The sequence below is a fragment of the Pontibacillus yanchengensis genome (assembly GCF_009856295.1).
Taxonomy (GTDB): domain Bacteria; phylum Bacillota; class Bacilli; order Bacillales; family BH030062; genus Pontibacillus; species Pontibacillus yanchengensis_A.
On sequence record NZ_WMEU01000001.1, the window covers coordinates 912,892 to 932,312 of the forward strand.

At 38.9% G+C, this 19,421-nt stretch carries 17 protein-coding genes; 1 reads left to right on the forward strand and 16 read right to left on the reverse strand.

The window, feature by feature from the left end:
- Positions 1–79 precede the first annotated feature (79 nt).
- The 16 genes from proC to GLW08_RS04520 form a co-directional block, all read right to left on the reverse strand.
- Complete coding sequence (proC, locus tag GLW08_RS04445; protein WP_160847897.1) at positions 80–883, reverse strand: pyrroline-5-carboxylate reductase; 804 nt, start codon at positions 881–883, stop codon at positions 80–82.
- 461 nt (positions 884–1,344) lie between these two features.
- Positions 1,345–2,634 (reverse strand): TRAP transporter large permease, encoded by a 1,290-nt coding sequence (locus GLW08_RS04450; protein WP_202406182.1) that lies wholly within the window; start codon positions 2,632–2,634, stop codon positions 1,345–1,347.
- A complete protein-coding gene (locus GLW08_RS04455) occupies positions 2,631–3,113 on the reverse strand; it encodes a TRAP transporter small permease (protein WP_160847342.1) in 483 nt (160 codons plus the stop codon). The genes GLW08_RS04450 and GLW08_RS04455 overlap by 4 nt, the downstream gene beginning before the upstream one ends.
- 81 nt (positions 3,114–3,194) lie before the next feature.
- Complete coding sequence (dctP, locus tag GLW08_RS04460) at positions 3,195–4,247, reverse strand: TRAP transporter substrate-binding protein (protein ID WP_160847343.1); 1,053 nt, start codon at positions 4,245–4,247, stop codon at positions 3,195–3,197.
- Between the two features lie 24 nt (positions 4,248–4,271).
- The gene (locus GLW08_RS04465) at positions 4,272–4,901 is read right to left on the reverse strand and encodes a bifunctional 4-hydroxy-2-oxoglutarate aldolase/2-dehydro-3-deoxy-phosphogluconate aldolase (RefSeq protein WP_160847344.1); all 630 of its coding nucleotides are present in this window, start codon (positions 4,899–4,901) and stop codon (positions 4,272–4,274) included.
- 11 nt (positions 4,902–4,912) lie between these two features.
- Positions 4,913–5,467, reverse strand: a complete 555-nt coding sequence (gene hxlB, locus GLW08_RS04470; protein WP_160847345.1) for a 6-phospho-3-hexuloisomerase — start codon at positions 5,465–5,467, stop codon at positions 4,913–4,915.
- Positions 5,436–6,089: a 3-hexulose-6-phosphate synthase gene (hxlA, locus tag GLW08_RS04475; protein ID WP_160847346.1), complete on the reverse strand. Its 654-nt coding sequence runs from the start codon at positions 6,087–6,089 to the stop codon at positions 5,436–5,438. Before hxlA ends, hxlB begins: the two co-directional genes overlap by 32 nt.
- A gap of 15 nt (positions 6,090–6,104) precedes the next feature.
- The gene (locus tag GLW08_RS04480; RefSeq protein ID WP_160847347.1) at positions 6,105–7,058 is read right to left on the reverse strand and encodes a sugar kinase; all 954 of its coding nucleotides are present in this window, start codon (positions 7,056–7,058) and stop codon (positions 6,105–6,107) included.
- 31 nt (positions 7,059–7,089) lie between these two features.
- Entirely contained in the window at positions 7,090–8,094 is a 1,005-nt protein-coding gene (locus GLW08_RS04485) for a LacI family DNA-binding transcriptional regulator (RefSeq protein WP_160847899.1), read from the reverse strand.
- 572 nt (positions 8,095–8,666) lie between these two features.
- Positions 8,667–9,650 (reverse strand): Gfo/Idh/MocA family protein, encoded by a 984-nt coding sequence (locus tag GLW08_RS04490; RefSeq protein WP_160847348.1) that lies wholly within the window; start codon positions 9,648–9,650, stop codon positions 8,667–8,669.
- 671 nt (positions 9,651–10,321) lie between these two features.
- A complete protein-coding gene (locus GLW08_RS04495; RefSeq protein WP_160847349.1) occupies positions 10,322–10,573 on the reverse strand; it encodes a DNA alkylation repair protein in 252 nt (83 codons plus the stop codon).
- 349 nt (positions 10,574–10,922) lie between these two features.
- On the reverse strand, positions 10,923–14,096 hold the full coding sequence (locus GLW08_RS04500) for a bifunctional cytochrome P450/NADPH--P450 reductase (RefSeq protein WP_160847350.1): 3,174 nt from the start codon (positions 14,094–14,096) through the stop codon (positions 10,923–10,925).
- 91 nt (positions 14,097–14,187) lie between these two features.
- Entirely contained in the window at positions 14,188–14,763 is a 576-nt protein-coding gene (locus tag GLW08_RS04505) for a TetR/AcrR family transcriptional regulator (RefSeq protein ID WP_160847351.1), read from the reverse strand.
- A gap of 156 nt (positions 14,764–14,919) precedes the next feature.
- A complete protein-coding gene (locus tag GLW08_RS04510; RefSeq protein ID WP_160847352.1) occupies positions 14,920–15,405 on the reverse strand; it encodes a DinB family protein in 486 nt (161 codons plus the stop codon).
- Between the two features lie 158 nt (positions 15,406–15,563).
- On the reverse strand, positions 15,564–16,316 hold the full coding sequence (locus tag GLW08_RS04515) for a CsxC family protein (RefSeq protein WP_202406183.1): 753 nt from the start codon (positions 16,314–16,316) through the stop codon (positions 15,564–15,566).
- Positions 16,317–16,428: 112 nt separating this feature from the next.
- Complete coding sequence (locus GLW08_RS04520; RefSeq protein WP_160847353.1) at positions 16,429–17,682, reverse strand: hypothetical protein; 1,254 nt, start codon at positions 17,680–17,682, stop codon at positions 16,429–16,431.
- 156 nt (positions 17,683–17,838) lie between these two features.
- On the opposite strand from GLW08_RS04520, the gene GLW08_RS04525 reads away from it, so the two are divergent.
- On the forward strand, positions 17,839–19,374 hold the full coding sequence (locus tag GLW08_RS04525; protein ID WP_160847354.1) for a multicopper oxidase family protein: 1,536 nt from the start codon (positions 17,839–17,841) through the stop codon (positions 19,372–19,374).
- The last annotated feature ends 47 nt before the right edge of the window (positions 19,375–19,421 follow it).

A 19,421-nucleotide genomic window follows, 5' to 3' on the forward strand; every position in this document is an offset into this window, starting at 1 on the left:
CCCATTCACTCCTTATCGTTCTTTACCTTTACCAATGATTTTTTTGTTCCTAGTATTATTGAATTGTGTAATGAGCTACCTATGAATGGACGATGGTTTGTTGTTGTAGTTGTTCGCTAAGTTGTTTTGAACGTCTCGCTGCACCTATAACGGCAGCACTAATTGCTTCTCCCCCACCATGAGCATTTAAAGCATCAAGACCGGCAGCTGTCGTACCATTTGGAGACGTTACTTTTTCACGTAATTCTGTAGGTGTATCCTCTTGTTCTAGCATCATTTTGGCTGCACCTAGAATCGTTTGTGCACCAATGTTTCGTGCCATTTCTTTGCTGAGGCCCTGTTCATGGCCAACTTGTTCTATGTGCTCCATTAAGTTATAAAAATAAGCTGGTCCGCTACCTGCGATTCCCGTGAAGACATCCATTTGTTCTTCATCGATAATGTAGGTTTCACCAATGCTTTCCATAAGGGATCGTACAAGCTTTACTTGTTGAAAAGGAGTGTAATTTCCAGGAGATATAGCGGTTGCAGATTCTCTTAACGTGCTTGATGTATTAGGCATAACACGTATAACCTGTTGTGGCTGTTGAAGTTGTTCTTCCATATAAGAAGTGGAGATACCAGCTAATACCGAAACAAGCACTTGGTCACTACGTATTTTCGGTTGCAAATCCGTTAACACAGATTCGATATCCTTTGGTTTCATAGCAAGGATAAAGACATCTACGTCTTCATGCTGTAAGTCGTCTCGGTTTACTGGTTTAATACCGTATTTCACTTTTAGTTCCTGTAGACGATTATGATTGCTGCGATTACTTACAATGATTTGTTTCGGAGATAGCGTACCAGATTGCACAATTCCTGCAATCATGGCCTCAGCCATCGATCCGGCACCTAAAAAGGCAATGGTTTGATTCAAAGCGTGCTCACTCTCCTGTTGATTTCCAAATTTTAAAATGTGTTTATTTCAATGTTATTAATCGTAACAAACCACCAAAAATATTCAACAGCATTTCCATAAGTCATGCGGAATAAGTCCAAATAGTTAGGGAAAGCGGTTACATTGAAAGATATATACTACACAGCCATCCTCATCCCCTATTCCACTATCTCATCCCTGAATTTGGGCAGTAAACTATTCCCAGAAATTCTAAAAAGCCTGTCTCACCAGCACTTTAACGCTTTGTTATAGTAAACTGTCATTGTTCTTTTCTTTCTATAAAATAAGGATTAATATTGCAGTTATTCACTAACTTTCAGTATATTAAGGATATTGAATGATTCTATTTATACGAAAAAAGCTAACCCCTGTCTTACTGACAGAAGCTAGCTTACAATGGTTTGTTAAAACATATTTGGGTTGAGTTGTTTCGGTAAGTAGACCGCTAAGTCTGGGAAAAAGGCTACTAACAATAACACCACAACAATGACTGCAATATATGGCATAACTGCTCCAAATGATCGTTCAACCGATAAATCTCCAATTTTCGCTGCCAATAGTAAGCAAAGTCCGTATGGTGGTGTCACCAACCCTACTGCTAGAGTCATTATGGTAACAATACCTAAAAGAACAGGACTTATGTCGAATGACATGGCTATCGGTAGGATAACTGGGATAAATAAAATCATTGCTGGGATGGCATCCATAAATGTACCTACAAATAAGAAAAAGCCAATAACAATAAGCATAAAAATCCATTTGTTATCAACATTACTTGTAAAGAATTCTTGAGCCCAACTTGCTAGTTTGTAATAACTCATTAGCTCACCTAAAGCATTAGCGGCTGCTAGCGCAAACAATGATAGCGAACTTAATAGTAATGTATCAATTAAGATTTGCGGAATATCTTTTAATTTTAATGTCTTATAATAGAACATTGCTACAGCAACTGTGTACAAGGAAGCAAAGGCTGCCGCTTCCGTGGCTGTAAATATACCGGTAATGATACCACCTATTAAAATAACAGGGGTGAATAAGGCTGGGATGGTTTCTAAAAACTGCTTCATAAAATTACTCCATGAAGCTTTTTGATAAGTAGGGTACCCTCTTTTCATTGCTAAAATATACACGATGATCATCATACCCAATCCTACTAAAATACCAGGTATAATCCCAACTAAGAACAGCGCTCCAACCGATACATTGGTAAGACCGGCATAAATAATCATAGGAATGCTTGGTGGGATAATTACACCAATTGTAGAGGAAGCTGCCGTTATTCCGACTGCATTTTCTTTATCGTAACCTTGATTCTTCATGTTTGGTATTAGGATCTTTCCAACACCTGCTGTATCTGCCTGGGAAGCGCCGGAAACCCCCGCAAAAATCATGGAAACAAGTATATTAGCGTGAGCAAGACCTCCTCGAATATGCCCCACGATTGATAAAGAAAAATCAATTAGTTTTTGAGATATTTTTCCACTATTCATAAGATTGGCTGCTAAAATGAACAAAGGTACTGCGAGTAACACGAAAGAATCTAGTCCATTAAACATTTTTACTGGAACAGTGACATTCGGTATATACTCCACATTCATTATCCCCAATAAAGCTACTATTCCAATGACAAATGCTATCGGAATGCCAATAACCATTAACAAGATAAATAACCCAACTAAAATTGGACCAATCATGATGAAGCAGCCTCCTCTCTATTAAACTGTTTAATCGTATTGATTAAATGACCAATCATATAAATGACCATGGTTCCTCCCATAATAGGAACAGAAATCCATACATAGCCCATCTTCATTTCAGAAAGAGATACCCAGTTATAATTCCAGAAATTTTGTACAGCAATAATTCCATAATAGAAAATAGCAAAGCTAAAGGCTAACAAAATCAAATCATTAATGAGTACCAATGTACTTTTGGCCTTCCCTTTTAGCTTCTTCAATAGTAAGTCAAATTTAAAATGCTCTCGACGATTGAGCATGACGGCCGCTCCCATGAAAACAGCCCAAATGAATGAATAATTCGCTACTTCTTCTGTCCATATGGCTGAAATACTAATCATCCTTGTTGTAACCTGTATAACAATGGTGATAAAAAAGATAGACAGGAAAATGGCGCCAATGGTCAGTTGTATTCTTTCTAATAGTTTAATAAACATGCTCTCACTTACCCTCCTTAAAGAAGATAAAAGGGAAGGGCACAAGCTGTGCCCGATCCTTCATCTCTCAGTTAAGCAATTTTATTTCATATCACGAATCTTCTTCAGCATATCCTCTAGCCCAACCTCTTCAGCTACTTTGTCCTGAAGGGGCTTAGCTAGTTCAATAAATGGCTGACGATCAATCTCATTGATTTCAGCTCCATCTTCCTTGGCTTTCTTCTTGTACTCTTCTTCTTGAGAATAAAGAGCTTCACGTTCTTTTTTTACAGCCGCTTCTGCTGCTTTCATGATGGTATCTTTTTGTTCCTTAGAGAAGTTTTCAAATTTCTTACCATTGATTAATAGGAAACGAGTCGTATAGTCATGACCTGTTTCAGTAATATATTTACCATTCTTTGTTTTGTGGTGGTTTTGTTGTACGAAGTATGGATACGCATTTTCTGCTCCGTCTACAACTCCCTGTTGTAGGGCCTGGTATAATTCACCCCATGCAACGGATGTTGGAACCGCTCCTGTCTTTTTCCAGTACTCCGCAACCGCACCTGACGTTTGTGTTCTTAATTTCATACCTTCTAAATCGCTTACAGATTGTAGAGGTTTTTTACCATAATAGTGGCGTACTCCAGCTGTCCAATAACCTAGCAATTTAAAATCATTGTTTGATTTTTCTTTGATGATGTCTGCCATCTTATCTCCAATCTCACCATCTACTACTTTCTCCCAATGATCATAGCTATCGAACATATATGGTAGAGCAAATAAATCAATTTCATCGATACCAGTCTTAGACATAAACCCTGGGGATACTAATACAACATCCGCAGCTCCAAGCTTTAGTTTTTCTACTAATTCAGACTCGCTTGTCCCAAGTGTACCCGCATGGACTTCAACATTCACTTTTCCATTTGACTCTTCTTCAGCAACCTTCTTGAATTCCTTCATCCCGATTTGATAAGGGTTTTCTGGAGACGTTTGGTTATGAGCAGCTACGATTTTAAGACTATCACTACTATCGCTTCCATCTCCGTTATCTGAACTACCCCCTTCACTGTTAGCAGAGCTTCCTCCACCACTGCAACCTGCTAAAGCAAAAACTACAATCAAAATAAGTAACGATAGATATTTTTTCATGACTACATGTCCCCCTCAAATTAGTTATAATGTGTATTCGCTTACGAAGCGCTTAGCTACTTCAGTGACACGATAAAAATCCTCATCCGTGTTAAGTTTATCCGGTTTAACTAATTGACCACCTACACCTACCATTTCCGCTCCTGCTGAAAGATACTGGTTTATATTCTCCTCATGAATCCCCCCTGTAACCATTAATGGGATATGTGGTAATGGACCTTTCAGAGCTTTAATATACTCTGGCCCAGAAACATTAGCTGGAAACACCTTGACTACATCTGCTCCATTTTCATATGCAGTTATTATCTCTGTTGGTGTTAAGGCACCTGGTATACTTGGAATACCATACCTCTTTGTCATCCGAATCGTCTCTTCATTGACAGTTGGGGAAACGATAAATTGCGCCCCTGCCATTATCATCAATCTAGCAGTTTCTGAATCTAGTACAGTTCCCGCCCCTACTAGAATGTCATCAGACGCATGTTCAACTAGCTTTTGTATAACAGAAGAAGCATGCGGTGTTTCAGCAGTAATCTCTACAACTTTCACTCCACCTTCCCGCAATGAATGAACAATCGGTACAATATTTTCCACATTTGTGTTTCGGAGTACAGCAACGATTTTTTCATGCTGTAATCGTTCTACAATCTTCATTGAATTCCCCCTTATTCCAAATTCGCATGTCGTTTCGTCATTTGATCATAATCGGTTTCGCCTTTTTCATTAATAGTAGAAATAATAACTGCGTCTAATAGCAAATGCACAGATTGATCAAATTGATTCCCAAGCGGTTGAACCGTTTCGGGTTCTTCAGGCAAACGCTTTTTCGTAGCAGCAGGTACAACTAAAACACCATCTGCTTTTTTACCAATTTTTGAATCAGGATTGGTTGTCACCAAAAACACCTTTGCTCCTGTTTCTTGAGCCTTATTAGCATATTGATCAATAGATGAAGTAGATCCTGATCCAGAGATCGCTATCAATAAATCATTTTCAGAGATGCTGGGTGTGATGGTCTCACCTGTTACATAAACGTCAAAACCACCGTGCATGAGTCGCATAGCAATTGCTTTGCCCATAAACCCAGATCTTCCTTCACCTGAAATAAAAATACGTTTACTTTCACCAATTGCATGCGATAAATCCATTGCTTGTTTTTCATCGACATTTTGTAAAACACCAGATACTTCATTCGCTACTGTTTGAATAGTATCTTTCATAATTCCGAATCATCTCCTTCATTTGTTCGGCAACTTTCCCTTTATGTTCTTGCTTGGTTATAGCACTTCCGACAATGACGGTATCAGGATTATGCTTCATTACTCTAGGCAAGGAGTCCACTGTAATCCCACCTGCTACAGCTATCTCTAGGTCTTCTTGACCCTTTAAAATGGAGAAATACTCATCCTCTAATTCTCCTGATTTCTGCATGTCTTTTCCGAAATGAAGACTTACTAAATCTACTCCTATTGATTGTATTTCCGTTATTCGTTTGGTATCTGAAACACCAAGCAAATCAACCATTACGCGAGATTCATATTTTTTTGCAACCTTAAGCATATCTATAATAGTTTGATCAGCTGCAAAAGCCATAACAGTCGTTACGTCAGCTCCTGCTTCAAATACTTGTTTTGCTTCGTGGTTACCGGCATCGCAAGTTTTCATATCCGCTACAAGCGTTTTTTCAGGAAAGCGTGCTTTCATATCTCTTACAAAGTCCATTCCATATTCCTTAATGACCCCAGTTCCAATTTCAACCCAGTCGATTTGCTCCCTTGTTTCATTTACAACATCTATACATTCTTCTTTCGTTAATCGATCAAGCGCTAGTTGAATATTCATCTCAAGACACCTCTTTTATCGCTCGATTAATTCTTTTTCTCCCAATTGTGTTAACACTTCATCAAGATACGGTAGACCTTCATTGTCTCCATAAACACTGACAACCATAGAACCTATAGTATTAGCAAAGCGGAGTGTCTTGTCTAATGGAAACCCTTCCAAAAATCCATAAATAAAACCTGCATCGAATCCATCTCCTGCACCTACTGTGTCAACCACTTTCTTGGGTGGAACAGGCTTTGCTGTACACCATTCGCCTTGGTGATAACTAATGGCTCCTTTCTCCCCCCGTTTAATGGCTACAGTTTCAATCCCACGTATATTGCTTTGTTCTACAATCTGGGTAGGTTCTGATGTGTCAAATAGCACCTCAGCTTCATCTTCACCTGTAAGTAAAATATCTACATAAGGTAAAAACTCTATTAATGTTTCTTTAGCTTGTTCCTTACTCCAGAGCTTGAGACGGATATTTGGATCTAAGGAAACGATCACCCCGTTATTTTTTGCTATTTCAATCGCCCTTTTAATGAGCCTTTTATTTTTTTCGCAATCAATAGCTGTAAAAACCCCGGTAATGTGAAGAACCTTTGCATCTTTTATATACGCTTCATCAAGATCCTTCTCTGTTAATGTACTGACTGGGGAGTTCTCACGATAATAAAACGTTCTCCCGGTACCATCTTCCATAACTTCTTTAAAATTCAATGAGGTTGGATAGCCATCCATTAATTGGACTGCACTCATGTCAATTCCTTCGCCCCGAGCAAAGTTAAATATATATCGACCAAACTCATCATTTCCAAGACGACTAATCCATCCTGTACGTAAACCTAATCTAGAACAACCAATTGCAAAATTAAATTCCGCTCCTCCTGCTTTACGCTCAAATGATGAAGAATACCTCATGGGCCCCTTGTGAGATGGGTCTAAAGTAATCATCGCGTCTCCTATTGTTATGATATCTTTCATTTTTCGACCTCCTTTGCTTCGTAATTGCTACTTATACTGAATCTCGACAGACTAGTTCTGGTTCAAATCGATAATCAGGACCATCATCTTTTGATTCCTCTTTTTGTATTTTACTAAGTAACACTTCTGCAGCTTTTTTCCCCATTTTAAATGTCGGTTGAGCAATAGTCGTAATCGTAGGACTATAAAAACTAGCAAATGACACATCATCAATACCTATTACTGCTAGATCTTTAGGCATTGTGAGATTATGCTTTTTAACAAATTTCAATATCTCGATTAGCGCCAGGTCATTCCCAGCTAAAATTGCCTCTGGAGGATTAGGAAGATTCGCCATTTCAATTAGAGCTTCTTGTATCTCACCTATATTTACACTTTTTATATAATCCTCATCAATTGGTAGACCATGTGCTTGCATAGCATTTCTATAGCCTTCTACACGTTCTACTCTTGGAGTTACACTTTGCAAAATTGAAGTTGTTACAATCCCAATTCGTTTATAACCGTTAGATGCAAAATGGTTAATTGCCAATGTTGATGCTTTTTCGTTATCCAACATGATGGACGAAATCGGAATACCATCTACGGATCGGTCAACAAAAACAACTGGATAATTTTCTTCAAGCATCCTTTTATATAGATCCTTATTACCACCTGTAGGAAAGATAATAAGTCCATCTACTTGTTTTGCTCGAAGCATTTCAATGTAGCGCTTTTCTTTTTTCGGTTCATCATCTGCATTGCAAATGATTGTGTGAAAATCATAGTCATTACAAACATCTTCAATAGATCTACTCACTTCCGTTGAAAAGTTGTGTAGGATGTTAGCTACAATGACACCTATCGTTTTGGTTGATTTCTGTTTCAAACTCCTAGCTACGATATTTGGTTGATAGCCTAATTCCTCAATAACTTCTTCTATTCGTAACTTTGTTTTCTCACCCATGTAGTCGTAGCGTTGATTCAAGTATTGTGAAACAGTACTCCTTGATACTTTAGCTCGCTCTGCTACATCTGATATTGTTATGTTCTTCATCATCGACTCTCCAAAAATCAAATTGATTTAATCGATCGGGGACTATACTAAATCGATTTAGTACTATGCAAAAAATTATAATAAACTCATCTCGAAAAACAATAAATCGATTTACTAAAACGATTTAGTGATATTGTAGATGCTATGTAAGCGTTTTACAACAGGTTTTTTTAATTTTTTGAAAAATATAATATTGTTATTCTCTCAAACCCGCTCCATTAGGCCAATTTTATGAGGTAACAATTCTAGAAACTTTTTTCTAATGCTTTAATAGAATAAAAGCTCAGTGCGCCCGTTTAGCGAGGTATATACTGCGGCGCACACGACGTTGGATTGGTTCGAAGTTACTACTTTATGAGCTGGTTTTAATCGAGCTTCACATAAATCCGCATGAGATAAAGGAAACACGAAGAGCGCAAGCGATTCGATCTTGACTTATCGTAAGCAGGAAGTTTGCTGGGCTGGAGCTGGACATTGCCACTAAAACTTATTAAGTTATACACAAGTCAAAATATTTATAATACGCTAGACAACAAAAAAAGCACACCCTAAACAGGTGTGCTTACTTACCATTATCCCTTTTCATAATACTCACGAACCATTTCATCCATCACCCAATTTGTTCTTTGAGCGCTTTCCCCTGTACTTGGTGAGGTATCCTTACCTAATAGTTCATCAACTATTTTTTGGATGAGGCCTTGTTGAATATGCTTTGGATGTTCAATGTTGAATTCCTGTACACCATTGTCATTCAAAAGGGTGATTGGTGTGTGATCAAAAGTGGAAAATGTGATTTCTCCTTTTGTTCCCACAATGCGATTAATATCCTCATCTTTATAAGAAGAAAAACTCCAAACACCGTTTCCTATTACGCCATTCTTAAAGCGAAAATTGCCACTCACCATATCTTCTGCTGGATAGGCACTAGCTTGATTGGCTGCGAATCCTTTCACTTCTTCAATCGGACTAATTAAGAAATCCAGTAGATCTAACGTATGGGAAGCTAAATCATAGAATAGGCCACCTCCACTTATTTCAGGCTGAACCCTCCATGGCCATTCTCCATTTTCATCTTTTTCCATAAGAGGTTTTGTGTGACGGGACGTAACAAAACGAATGTCACCTATTTCCCCTTTATCAAGTAACTCCTTCACCTTCAAAAAACGTGGCAAGGCCCGGCGATAGAATGCCACATATAAAGGCACTTGTTTCTCCTTACAGTATGTAATCATTTCGGAACATTCTTCAGCGTTCCTCGCCATAGGTTTTTCTACATAAACTGGCTTACCTACTTTGGCTGCCTCTATGGTATAGTCTCTATGATTAGCAGGTGGGGTGGCAATATAAACAGCGTTCACCTCTGGATCATGAATTAAATCTTCTGCTTTATCGTACCATTTCGGAACGTCGTGTCTCTCTGCATAGTCTTTGGCTTTCTCTCCATTTCTTCTCATGACGGCTACTAATGAGCTATTATGCACTTTATCAAAAGCAGGTCCACTTTTGACTTCCGTTACATCACCACAACCGATGATTCCCCATCTAATTTCGTCCATATCTACCACTCCTCTTATTAGTCACTTTAGTTTTCATACTCTCTGCATAACCTATTGGTAGGGATATCAAAACATTTATTTTTCTCGTTGTCTACAATTGCTTCTTACTGCTTACCATTTTTTCATCACTTGATGCCAACAATTACAACTCACGATAATACAAGAAAATATTCCTGTAAAATAACTGCAGTCATGTATAAATCAACACCCCACTCGAATAATAGGTGTAGATGATTAAAATGAGTCCAATAAGAAGAAAACCCTCAAACTCGAAGCAAAAACAAATTGTGAAAAATCCTAAGGACTTTTCACAATTTGAGATATCAGGAATCAATTAAATATAAACCTAATTATCACGATATTTGGCAATAGTCCTGAATTGTTCACAAAAAATGGGGCAGCACTCCCTTACTCCATATTCTATTGCTTTTTTAAGGACATTAGCGAATGAAACAAGGGTAGATGAAATTTTTACCGAACTCTTGTCGAACGGAAAAGGAGAATCAAACCTGGATGGATGAAGTAGATTCCATCATCAAACATTTAGATGTATCAAAGAAATTAAAGCAAATCGATACATTCAAGAACATCGTGAGGGGGCAAACAGCATAAATCGGGATAGTAAAAAACACGAATGAGCTGCACCCATTCGTGTTTTCTTCGTGAATTTATTAGGATGTTTGATTGTACTCAGCCCGTTTTATAAACGAAAGTTCTTCCTCAATGACACCACAAGCAGCACATTGAATACGAACAGATGGACCTTTGTATTGGATGTGCATTGGGGAGACGTTATCGGCAGTATATTCTTCGACAACCTCACCCGTTTGTGGGTCCTTTTTAATGGACGTCGCAACTTGCTCAATCACATTAAAACGTGTTCGATTGGTTTTGCAACTAGGACATAAATAGGGTGCTGTCACGATTATCCCTCCTTTAGTTGTATAGGGATAGTTTGTGTCACTTTCCTATTTTTTACTCAAGGGGAACAAAAGCTCAGGGCGCCCGTTTAGCGACGTACAAACTGCTGTCCACAGGACGTGGGTTGGTTCGATATTGCTGAATTACGCAGCGTTTTTAATCGAACTCCCTATGAATCGTTTTGAGATAAAGGCAACATGAAGAGCGGAAGCGATTCGATGTTGACTTATCGTAAGGAGGTTCAGGAAGTTTGCTAGTCGCTGGGCGCTGGAGCTGGTCGTCGCCTCTATAACTTATTATGTTATGCACAAGCTAACACCTTTTATAATCACTGTATAACAGGAAATTACTCTAGCCAGCCCATACGTCTTTTGCATATACGCCCTCTGATTGTAGTTGCTCTAACCACACCATCGCAGCTTCCTTAGATACTTGATGATAGTCCATGTAGCTAGCCATTAACGTATCCTCAACAGCTGGAGCCATTTCACTTCCATCGCCACACACATATAAACGTGCTCCATGATCAAGCATTTGAATGAGTTCTTGCCCATCCTTTTCAATTAGATGTTGGACGTAGGTTTTTGGTTGATTTTCTAATCGAGAATAAGCGGTGTGAACATGCACAATACCTTCTTGTTCATATTGAGCTAGTTCTTCTTTATATAGATAATCATGCTCAGGATGACGACATCCAAAATAAAGGTGGGCATCACCCAATGAATAACCATTCTGTTTCAACGACTGGCGTGCTTGAAGAAAGCCACGTAGAGGAGCTAGTCCTGTTCCTGGACCCACTAGAATCATTGGGGTCTGGCTATCTTCAGGCAGTTGAAAATTGGATTGAGGTGTGCTTATAAAGCATGCGATATCTTCCCCTTCTTGAACGTTAGCTAAATAGTTGGAAGCCACCCCTTTATACTCACCATGTCCACTCCACGCCTGGTCTCTCACAACGCTTACTGTAATACTCGGACTTTGGACTTGAACACTTGGGGAACTTGAAATAGAGTAGTACCTTGCCTTTAATGGAGGTAAGAGCGCAATAAATCGCTCAAATGGTAGTTCACAAGCTAGATATTGTTCAAGTAAATCAACCATGGTTATGCGTTTTTGAAGTACCTCTTCTTTATAAGCCTCTTCCTCTAACAGTTGCTCCAGCTCTATTTTATGAGGAGGACAAGTCGTATGAGCGGCTAGTTCCCGAAGCTGCGCTCTTGTTACTGGTTCTTGCATTTCAACATAATGAATCAATAAATTTTCCACACTTACAGGCTGTTCTAATGGAAGATGAGACGCTCTTCCGGACCCTCCATGCAAACTAATAAGCGTGTTTGCATCCATTCCAAAACGATGAAGAACTCGATTAACAAGCTCTTGTCTATTTTGCGGGATTACACCTAGGTGATCTCCTTCTTGATAAGTAACACCATTTGGTAAGCGTACTTCTATATGACGTGTACTTCGCTCACTCGCCTCACCTTGCAGCTCAACATTTTTCAACAGTTTCGCTGTGAAGGCTTGATGGTTTTTTGCTAGTGGCGTTGCCGTAACCCCGCTCACAATTTCCATTGATAGACCATTACTTCCATCGTCTTGTTCTGCATTTAGTTGAATATCTAATACTTCAGCTATATTGGACCATAGGTGCTCATCCCAATTTTCATACTGTCCTTCAAAGTCGTCACTCGCATCTCCTTCCCCTCGTTCAGATAAGCGAGTAGCTCCTTTTTCAGCCATTTTCTCATCAATAAACGATGGGATACGCTGATATGTGTTTGCCCAGTTGCGATCGCCACATCCAAATACCGCAAAGCGCACACCTTGAAGTTCATTCTGCCCAGCCTGGTCTAGCCAATCAATAAAGGCATGAGCATTGTCTGGTGGATTACCGTTATAGGAGGCAGAGACAATTAGCACAGCTCCTTCTAATGGAAGATTTCCTGTATACTCATCCAATGAAGCAACTGTAGAATCAAATCCTTGCGCTTCACCAGTTTCAGCAAGTTCTTTAGCAATTCCTTTCGCGGTACCTAGATTAGATCCGTGAAGGACGAGTAAAGGAGTCCCATGCTTAGGAACGTTCTGTGACTTATTGTGGGTAGAGGTTTCGGCCTCTTTTTCTTCATATGATGATGTCATCGCAAAAGCCATTTTATTCTTCCTTGGTTTAACTTGCATCGTTAGTCCATCTGGCTTTAAAGTTAGTGTCTCTTTGATGCTAAGCTCATAGTTGGTATGATCGACAAACTCGAAGTTTTGTAACAACATCCCTAATACAAGAGTCGCTTCATGCATCGCAAATTGTTGCCCAATACAAGCGCGTTGCCCATTACCGAAAGGCTTAAAAGCATGTTGAGGTATAGAGTCTGGATTTTCGAAACGTTCAGGTTTGAATGCTTCGACATCATCGCCCCATACTTTTTTGTCTCGATGTAACTCAGGTATTAGTACTGTAGCTGTTTCCCCTTTTGAAAATGGAATCCCATCGCCAATCGTCGTATCTTCCTTGGCTGACAAACCAAAGGCAGGTGCTGTTGGCCATAATCGCAAGGATTCATTAAGGATGTTGCGTACGTACTTAAGTTTCTTTACTTGTTTATAAGTTGGAACTCCGTCACCTGCAACTTCATCCACTTCTTGATAAGCCTTTTGAAGTTTATCAGGATTCTTCATGAGAAAATGCAACGCAAATGAGAGCATACCACTCGTTGTTTCATGCCCAGCAATTAAGAAAGTTATAATCTGATAGCGGATATTTTCGTCATCAAGTGCCTCGCCTGTTTCAGGATCTTTTCCTTTTAACATATGAGAAAGTAGATCATCTTCTCCTTGGTCTCCATTCGCTTTTCGCTCAGCAATCAGTTGATCAACAAGCGTGTACATTTCCTGAATGTCATCTTGAAATTGACGCTTCGAACGTACCATCACCCGATCTTGTATGCCAAAACGTTGCGTTTGACTCATGGCTTCATCCATAGCTCGAACCATACTTTGAATAAACGGATGTGGTTGTTCACGGTAAAAACTATTGAACCGATAATTAAATCCACAAAGTCCAATCGTGTCTAATGTAAGTCTTGTCATATCCTCTGGTACTTCAATACTTTCATTAGGATTTAAACGAGCCCACTTTTGAACAAGTTGCACCGCTAAATCGGCCATTTTATCATGGTAACCCTTCATCGCCTGCTGACTAAAACTAGGGAGAAGGATATTATGAGCCTTCTTCCAATTCGGCTCGCTTGTTTCACTCGTAAAAAGACCATCTCCACTAAATGCTCGTACTTTTCTTAAAGGGGTGTGTACTTTTTTATCAAAACGACGTTCATCACTTAAATCCTTCACTAACTCATGACTAGATACATAAGTAACTTGACGGCCAGGAAATTCAAAATCAAAAATTGGACCATATTGTCTTGCAAGCTTCATTAACGACTGAATCGGCTTATCACGATTTATCAATGGTAAATTACGTAATGGACCATAAGCTTTAGGTGACGGTACGGATCTTGTGTTTGTCATACTTTATCATCCTTTTGTACTCAATTAGTCTTAGTATATTCGAACGGAATGAATATTCATTCCGAATTAGGTAAAAAGAGAACAGAGCGCTTTAATGCGCTCTGATCGCATCCCAACAACTTTCTTCTACACCCTCGAAAAGTTTAGCATTTGGGTCGACATCCCCTTCTCGGACAAGCTTGTGAAGTTCAAGAAAAGCTCCTAACACGATGGCAATCAACGCATTGGCTGGAAGATCACGAATAATGCCTTGTTCTTTCCCTTTTTCAAAAAAGGATCGAATAAAATTCAACATTTCTTCAAATCGTTCACGACTGGTTTCATTTAATACGTGAGAATGGTTATGTGTTTTGATAAAATACAAGGCATGTTCATGTTCATTTGTAAATCGAACCATTCCATTAAATATATGACGGAATTGCTCTCGTGGAGAACTATTCGTTTCAGGATAATGCTCATGTAGTATGTTAATACATGTCTCTACATATTGCTGAAATAGTTCATTCACCAAGTTCTCCTTATTGATGAAATATCGATAGATGGTTCCGGCTCCAACTTCAGCTTTTGTAGCAATCATCGGTATGGTTGTTGCATCAAATCCTCTTTCTGCAAAAAGATTTAGTCCGGCATTAAGGATATGCTCCCGCTTACTCGTTGCTTCTTCCATTATCACTAGCCTCCACTGTTCTTCGCCATCAAATATTCGTTTAATGTCTGTATGAATGATTTCGCGGAATGAACGTTCATTCCCCATCTCTCTATAGTATAAAAACTTCATCTCTGGATGTCAAACGAATGTAGAGAGCAAAAAAGAAATTACTCTCTACGCCAATTGATTATGCACTTCCTTCATTTGCTCTAAATGGCGTAATTCGTGCCATCCGATAAACTCAATCCATTGCTCTAAATTCATATCACCAAAGACAGGGTGAGGAAACGTCCGATGTTGAAGAAGCTCTTGGTCCTTATTGTGAATTAAAAATAGTGTCGCTTCTCTTGATTGCTCTAATCCTTGTTTCGCATCCTCAATAGTTTGGAAATGACCTTTTGGTTGAACGGTCTCAGGTGCATCCACCTTCTGAGTACGAATCGTCGTCTTATGAATCGGTTTTTCGCCTATTTCCTTTACTTCCCCGTTTTTAATTGCATGCTCAATCTGTTTTATAACGACATTTTCCATTAAATATAAATGTTCTAATACTTCAACCACTGACCACGTATGCTGATCTGGCTTCGTTGTAGCTTTTTCATTCGTAAGCGTATCGACAAAATTTAGTACCTCTTGACGTTTTTCATCTAAACCGTACATATTCTCATCCTTTCTATTTGTTTCCATATTCCAAGTGTAGCATATATTAGGGTTTTTTAGCTTTTCACAGCTACTGGGCTCATCCCCACACGTCTCTTAATCACTATGTATAAAATAAAGAAAAACCCCATCCGCAGGAACGGATGAGGAATTAAGAATTAAGGGTTTGTAGCTGCACCAATGTCACCAATTTCAACTTGACGACTTTGCAACACTTTAAGCGTTAAGTCTAGAACAACTTTTTCTGTAATCTTATCAAATGTGTCCCCAAGCATCGTGTATTCGTGTGAGAAATCAAGCTCAAAGAAATCGGCTCTCACTAGTTCACAATACGGTTGCTCGTTGTAGAATACATCGTTCTGAAAGTAGTATTTATCCAGTCTAGGCTTTTCGCCAATTTTCGGATTGATAAATTGTGATTTACTCTCCTCTGATACACCAAATGCAGGTAATGTTACAAAATCGGCTTCTGTTAAATCAGCAAAACCTGAGAACGGTACATTGGCAATTCGGTCTCTGATTTTTCCTTCACAACGATCTGTAGCATACTCAATGTCTTTACGGATATATCCTTGAACAAAAAGCTTAGCACGTGTAACCTGGCGAGATCCGTCCCCTAGCATGTCACCAAATGCCACTGGTACAAGCTTACATTGAGTCAGTACAGCATTTTTCAACACTCGTTTAATCTCAACTGCTGGTGGGTCTAGTGGAATATCAGCTTCTACAACAATTTGAAGTGTTGTCTCTGCCAATAGAACAGGCACCTTCACAACTGCATTTGAAATCGTTGTAGGATCCACATTTGTGTCTTGGAATTGAGTTTGCGTTTTCCCCTTCACTTTACAATTAGCATCTCTTGAATCTTTGCCATAGTGGCCGTGATGGGAATCATATTGATAATCGCTCATTGAAAAACCTCCATTTACTTATTAGGGAGTTATTTTCATCCCTACTATACTGTATGCTCGAATGTAAAAGTCGTATAGGTAGATGGTAGAGGACAAACCACCATTTATTGTCTTAGCATGATTGAACCTGCATAAATTCTAACCCTAAATGAAGTACTAGTTTTTCAGAAATAGACTGATAAGTATTACTAATAGAGATATTTCTCCTACAAAAAATAGATTGATACACCACACCTTCAAGCATAATGACACCTTCTTTTGCTTCTGACATCATACTTCGGGAAGATGGATGGGTTTTCGGGATAAAATCGTAGTTACGGATACTAAGTTGATTTTCAATGGTATCCACTTCATAAATTGGAAAAGGAGATTCAATGGTCGGCTCCATCGCTAGTTCAATATCATATTGCCCTAACAAAACAGGAGTTTTTATACCCAGATATTGGTGATTCTCCAGCTTTTTCTCATAAGAATAGCCATAAAGCTCATTGAGTTGCTTTGTAGGAACTTTAGATGGTGTATTTGCTATTTGTACTTGGTTCGAAATAACAGCACTTGCGATGTCGCAGTATGGAGTGTCATGAAACGTTTTCTCTGTATAAAAAAACTTGGAACTTAAACTTTCGTTTACTCGATCATCATCATCTATAAACCGATACGTTTGATTAGAGGAAGAAGGAATTAGTGGTGGACGTAAGAAATGTTTTACATTAATCCATGCTTTAAAATGTACCTCTCCAGTTAACACATTATCTACTTCACTTGGTTCATTTTCCTTTTTATTCTCATTCAACAGATTCAAAGAATAGGAATACGTTCCTGTTAATGGGTGACATTGTTCAGTAATTTCAACCTCTTCCTTTTTCATTAAAGGAAGAGTCTCTGTCTCAAGTTCTTGACGACTCTTCTCCTCTTTAACATCCGTATGCTCAGTATGTGTCTCTTCTATTTCAGCAATTGAATCATCTAATGGATTATTTTCATTTGCCACCAACTGATCTTGGCCCTGAAAACTTTGTTGTACCACATGTTGAATCATTTCTCCATAAGAAGATGTAGACAGACCATCTTCAACATTGGAGATTTGCGACGTTTGTTCTTCCTGTACATGTTCTTCTTCTAAATTGGCCTCAGAAATGTGAGAACAATTCACTTGCTCAATCGTCAATGTATTGTCTATCTCTTTCTCTTCAAATGTAGTTTCACCAAATTTGAACGATTTCCCAGCATAATTTCGCTTCAAACGCTTTGGTGATTTGCGTTTTTTTCGTTCTTTATTATATGATTTCCCCTCTTTAAACCGACTCACTTGTTTCCCTTTTGGTGCATTTTTCATCGCAGCATTGTTTATCCACGGTATATTCACACAGTATCCTCCTCTCCAAACCAAACCTTTTCCCTTTATTATGTATGTCATTAGCCTAGAATTGTTCCTCATTCAAAACAAAAGGATGATGAAGCATGATTTCTAAAAAGTAACACTATATATTATGGTATAGATACAAAACATAAGGGTGATGAAATGAAGTTAAGGAAATTTGTTGATCCGTTACCTATACCATCTACCTTAAAGCCAAATACCATTTTAAATGGTGTTCCATATTATGAAGTGACAATGCTTCAATGTGTCCAACAACTTCATCGTGATTTATCACCGACAACTATTTGGGGATACAACGGCATGTATCCAGGTCCAACAATTGAAGCATTTAGTCATCATTTAACTCGTGTTTGTTGGAAGAATCAGCTCCCAAGAAAGCATTTTCTTCCAGTGGATAAAACGGTTCATGGCGCAGAGCCTTCTAACCCTGAAGTACGTACAGTTGTTCACCTTCATGGAGGAGCAACACCAGATTATAGTGATGGGTATCCAGAAGCATGGTTTACGAACAACTTTCAGGAAGTAGGACCTTATTTCACAACAAAAATTTATGATTACCCCAACCTCCAGCCTTCTACCGCTCTTTGGTATCACGACCACGCTGTAGGTATAACAAGATTGAACATATACGCTGGGTTAAGTGGTTTTTATTTCATTCGCGACACGCAAGAACAAATGTTGAACCTTCCTAAAGGAAATTATGAAGTGCCCTTAATGGTTCAGGATCGAAGTTTCAATACAAATGGCTCCCTATACTATCCTTGTGAACCTGAAATACCGGTCGAAGGCGTATGTCCTTCTGTTATACCAGAATTCTTCGGTGATACTATTCTCGTAAATGGAAAAGTATGGCCATATTTAGACATTGAACCCCGTCGTTATCGTTTCCGCTTATTAAATGCATCCAATTCTAGATTCTATAATTTTTCATTGAGTTCAAATCAGTTTTTTTATCAAATTGGAAGTGATCAGGGATTGCTCAAGCAACCAGTTATGCTAAAAGAAATTCTTCTCGGACCTGCTGAACGTGCAGATGTCATTGTGGATTTTTCTATGCAGTACGGAGATACCATTATCTTACAAAACAGCGCACCAGCACCTTTTCCAGATGGTGACGTACCTGAACCTGAGACAACGGGCTCCATCCTACAATTCAGAATCAATCGCCCATTATGTAGTTTGGATACAAGCACAATCCCTTATTATTTAACCCATATGCCTATATTATCTGAAGATCTGGCTTCGAAAACTCGACAGTTATCTCTTGATATGACCCAAGATGCCTATGGAAGAGAGATCAACTTATTAAATAATAAAAGGTGGGCAGAACCGATAACAGAGTGCCCTAAACTCGGCACTTATGAACTATGGTCCTTCCTAAATACAACTGATGATGCACACCCTATTCACATTCACCTTGTTCGCTTCCAAGTGCTCGATCGCCAACCATATGATGTTGATTTATATCAGCAAACAGGCAACATCTCCACAACGGGTCCTAAAATCACACCACCTCTCAACGAACGCGGTTGGAAAGATACGGTCATTGCCAACCCTGGTGAAATAACTAGAGTCATTTTCGCAGTAGGGCCATTCACAGGCTTATATGTATGGCATTGCCATATTCTAGAACATGAAGACCATGAAATGATGCTTCCATATATTGTAATACGATAGAGAGGGAGTTCGTACTTATGCGTTCACGAATTAGTGATGACCATTCC

What these genes read in the sequence shown, in the direction of transcription:
- GLW08_RS04510 (WP_160847352.1), bottom strand. Translation starts at nt 15,405, where the DNA reads ATGTACGGTTTAGATGAAAAACGTCAAGAGGTACTAAATTTTGTCGAT.
- dctP (WP_160847343.1), bottom strand. Translation starts at nt 4,247, where the DNA reads ATGAAAAAATATCTATCGTTACTTATTTTGATTGTAGTTTTTGCTTTA.
- GLW08_RS04490 (WP_160847348.1), bottom strand. Translation starts at nt 9,650, where the DNA reads ATGGACGAAATTAGATGGGGAATCATCGGTTGTGGTGATGTAACGGAA.
- GLW08_RS04465 (WP_160847344.1), bottom strand. Translation starts at nt 4,901, where the DNA reads ATGAAGATTGTAGAACGATTACAGCATGAAAAAATCGTTGCTGTACTC.
- GLW08_RS04485 (WP_160847899.1), bottom strand. Translation starts at nt 8,094, where the DNA reads ATGAAGAACATAACAATATCAGATGTAGCAGAGCGAGCTAAAGTATCA.
- GLW08_RS04525 (WP_160847354.1), top strand. Translation starts at nt 17,839, where the DNA reads ATGAAGTTAAGGAAATTTGTTGATCCGTTACCTATACCATCTACCTTA.
- proC (WP_160847897.1), bottom strand. Translation starts at nt 883, where the DNA reads ATGGCTGAGGCCATGATTGCAGGAATTGTGCAATCTGGTACGCTATCT.
- GLW08_RS04450 (WP_202406182.1), bottom strand. Translation starts at nt 2,634, where the DNA reads ATGATTGGTCCAATTTTAGTTGGGTTATTTATCTTGTTAATGGTTATT.
- GLW08_RS04455 (WP_160847342.1), bottom strand. Translation starts at nt 3,113, where the DNA reads ATGTTTATTAAACTATTAGAAAGAATACAACTGACCATTGGCGCCATT.
- GLW08_RS04500 (WP_160847350.1), bottom strand. Translation starts at nt 14,096, where the DNA reads ATGACAAACACAAGATCCGTACCGTCACCTAAAGCTTATGGTCCATTA.
- hxlB (WP_160847345.1), bottom strand. Translation starts at nt 5,467, where the DNA reads ATGAAAGATACTATTCAAACAGTAGCGAATGAAGTATCTGGTGTTTTA.
- GLW08_RS04515 (WP_202406183.1), bottom strand. Translation starts at nt 16,316, where the DNA reads ATGAGCGATTATCAATATGATTCCCATCACGGCCACTATGGCAAAGAT.
- GLW08_RS04480 (WP_160847347.1), bottom strand. Translation starts at nt 7,058, where the DNA reads ATGAAAGATATCATAACAATAGGAGACGCGATGATTACTTTAGACCCA.
- hxlA (WP_160847346.1), bottom strand. Translation starts at nt 6,089, where the DNA reads ATGAATATTCAACTAGCGCTTGATCGATTAACGAAAGAAGAATGTATA.
- GLW08_RS04505 (WP_160847351.1), bottom strand. Translation starts at nt 14,763, where the DNA reads ATGGAAGAAGCAACGAGTAAGCGGGAGCATATCCTTAATGCCGGACTA.